At 73.8% G+C, this 3,177-nt stretch carries 2 protein-coding genes; one reads left to right on the forward strand and one right to left on the reverse strand.

From position 1 onward, the window contains the following. Positions 1-48 precede the first annotated feature (48 nt). The gene (locus VGR06_RS43555) at positions 49-1,527 is read left to right on the forward strand and encodes a hypothetical protein (RefSeq protein WP_327565147.1); all 1,479 of its coding nucleotides are present in this window, start codon (positions 49-51) and stop codon (positions 1,525-1,527) included. A gap of 162 nt (positions 1,528-1,689) precedes the next feature. On the opposite strand, the gene VGR06_RS43560 is transcribed toward VGR06_RS43555, so the two are convergent. Then, entirely contained in the window at positions 1,690-2,799 is a 1,110-nt protein-coding gene (locus VGR06_RS43560; RefSeq protein ID WP_327565148.1) for a hypothetical protein, read from the reverse strand. Positions 2,800-3,177 lie beyond the last annotated feature (378 nt).

A 3,177-nucleotide genomic window follows, 5' to 3' on the forward strand; every position in this document is an offset into this window, starting at 1 on the left:
CGTCGACGTTCTGGAACGTCCCGGAACTTCGCTGGAAGGAGACAACGAGTGAACTCGTGGACCAAGCGCGCGATCGGCGTGGCCGCGCTCGCGGGGGGCCTGCTGGCCCTCGGCGCCGGCACCGCCAGCGCCGACGAGGCAGCGACCCGGGCGTCGGTGCGTGTCGGCTCCGCGCCCACCGCGGAGGTGCGCCTCTGCGGCGACGGGGCGCTGTCCGGACTGCTCGGTCGCTGCGGCGGCCAGGCCGGCTCGGACAGCGACAGCACCACCGTCCAGGTGGGCGACAACTACGCCCGTGTCCGGGTGTCCGGGCTCGGGTCGGCTCGGGGTTCGCTGGAGACGCGACCGAGCCAGCCGTGGGCGTCCGTCTCGGGCCAGGCGACCATCACCCGACCTGCCGGGCTCGACCCGTCGGTCGCCGCCGACGTGGCGGCCGACACCAGCCCACGGGCCAGCGTCGCGGCTAAGGTGGCCGTGCCGTCCGCCCGCCACCTCGACCCCGCCGGCCAGTCCGCCACCGCGAAGGTGGCCATCATGCTCGCCCGCGAAGGCACGGCCGACGGCGTGGACGCGCTCGCGACGGTCGACCTCGCCGCCCCGCCCGCCACCGCGGACGCGGCCATCACGGTGGGTCACGACGCCACGGCGACCGACGCGGACGCGATCGTCGAGCTGGGTCTCTTTGGCTCGGGCGACCCGGCCGCGGCCATCACGGTAGGTCATGACGGCTCCGCCACCGACGCCGATGCGGCTGTCGAGGTGGACCTGTCCGGCCTTGCCGACCAGGCGGCGGCCACCGCGGACGCGACCCTAGTGGTAGGTGACGGCTCCGCGACCAGCGCCGACGCGGCTGTCGAGGTGGACCTGTTCGGGCTTGCCGACCAAGCGGCGGCCACCGCGGACGCGGCCATCACGGTGGCTCATGACGCCACGGCGACCAGCGCCGACGCGGTTGTGGAACTGGGCCTCCTCGGCCTGGGCGACCCGGCGTCGGGGGGCGCTGACGCGGTTGTCGAGGTGGGCATCGCCGGGCTTGCCGTCCCGGCGCTGGATGGGGTGGCGCCGACGTTGCCGGCACCGGTGGGGGACATCTCCCTCGACGGCCTGCTGGCCGCGATCGATCGGCCCGGGCTCGGGGTCGATGGCCTGGTGCCCTCCACCCCGACGACGGTGTGCGTCGGCGACTGCGACGCGGACACCGGCACCGGCGGGACACCGCCGCCGACCCAGCCGTCGCCAACGCCACCGGCGACGGACGGCAGCGGCGGCCAGGACACCAGCACCGGTGGCATCAGCGCGCCGGACCAGACCGGCCTGACCGGTACCGGCGGCATGCTGGCCGGCGCGGCCGGTGCGGCTGGGGCGACCTTCGCCCGGCTCCGCTCGGCGCTCGGCGACTCCGGCGGCACCCTGGCGTTCACCGGCGGCGCCGGCGACCTGCTGGCGATCGTGACCCTTGGGCTGCTGATGGCCGGCGCACTGCTCCTGCGGGCCGCCCGGCCCGCTCCGCTGGCGGAAAGGAGGTGACGGCAGCGTCCCGTAAAGGCGGCCGGCAGCAAGCGCTGATGGTCACCGGCCGCTGATCGGCAACCCGGCGTGGGCCGTACGGCGCGGGGCGTGCGGCCCACGCCCACACTGGTCGCGAGTGCCGAGCCACGCGCCGCGCAGGCCAGCTCGGCCCTGCCCGGATCAGCGGGGAGCCAGCGCCGCGGACATCGCACTCGGCGGCTGCATGCTGGTGCCCTGTGGGTTCGGCGGGATGTCGGGGTTCTGGTAGGCGCCCACGATCTGGCCGAGGTCGTTGATGCCATTGGGCAGGGTGTTGGGCGCGCCGGGGAACGCGATCGGGGTGATGGGGCCCTTGACGCCCTTGCGCAGCAGGAACCCGCGGATCGTCGGGATGGGACCGCCGTCGGTGACGCCGCCGGTGGCGCTGAAGCCCACGATCTGGCCCCGGTTGTTGTTGCCGGTGGCGAATGTGAACGGGCCGGGAGGGGCGTCGAAGGTGGTGACGCGGCCCTTGTCGAGCTGGAAGCCGCGGATGGTGAGCGGTTGCTCGGTGAGATCCTTGACGTACCCGCCGACGATCTGGCCGAGGTCGTTGACGTTGAGCGGTGAGGTCGCGGCCACGCCGGGGACGTCGATGGTGGTGAACCGGCCCTTGTCCCACAGGAAGCCGTGGAAGTTGCCGGCGGCGTCGACGTACTCGCCGACCACTTGCCCGCGGTTGTTGATGCCGTTGGCCCGGGTCTGCAGCGCGCCGGGGACGTCGATCCCGATGAACCGGCCCCGGTCGAGCAGGAAGCCGCGCGGCTTGGCGTCTGGGGCCTGTGGCTGGCGGGCGGTGGTGCTGTAGGTGCCCACGATCTGGTCGCGGTCGTTCATGTCGCTGGGCTGGGTGGCCAGGGCGCCGGGCACGTCGATGGTGGTGAACCGGCCACGCCGGTCGCGCAGGAAGCCGTGGTAGGCGGCGTCGGCGTCGATGTAGTTACCGGCGATCTTGCCGAGGTCGTTGATGGCGGCCGCCCCCGTCTGCATGACCGCGCCAGGGGCATCGAATGCGGTGAAGCGGCCCTTGTCCAGCACGAACGCGGGGAACGGGGTGCGCGGACGGGTGTCGGCGCTGGGGCTGGTACTGGTCGGGATGGCGGTGGTGCTGGGCTGGGCCGGCCTTGGAGCCGTGGCCTGCAGCAGCGGCATCGCCGCCACTGCCGGGGTCGTGAGTGCCGCAAGAACGACAGCACCGGCGATGGCCAGGAGGCGGCGTCGGCGGGCGTGGGAGCGCGCTGCCGAATCCATGCTGGTCTCCTTCCTCTGCGCGTCTGTGGTTTCCTGGCATTCGCACGGACACGTGCCGCGGATTAGTCAGGAAGGCGCATCGGCGGGTCGGATGCGGCGCCGAGCGCTCAGGCTCGGCGCGGCCGCCAGATGCACTCCGACGGCCAGCGGCGCGACCAGGCCCGAACCTCGTCGTCGCGGTAGGTGCTGACCGCGTCCGGCGCCGGGCGCGGCTCGATCACAGGACCGGCGTACCCACAACGCCCGCCCGACCTATGCTGATCGCGTGCGCGCGATCCAGGTCACCCGCTTCGGTCCGCCCGGGGTGCTCACCCTCGTGACGCTGCCCGATCCGGCGCCGGCGCCTGGCGAGGTCCGCGTCCGCGTCCACGCCGTCGG

It is taken from the genome of Actinophytocola sp., assembly GCF_036002505.1.
Taxonomy (GTDB): domain Bacteria; phylum Actinomycetota; class Actinomycetes; order Mycobacteriales; family Pseudonocardiaceae; genus DASYTH01.

Bases quoted from the DNA above. Each gene is read 5' to 3' on its own strand.
- VGR06_RS43560 (WP_327565148.1), bottom strand. From the start codon at position 2,799: ATGGATTCGGCAGCGCGCTCCCACGCCCGCCGACGCCGCCTCCTGGCC.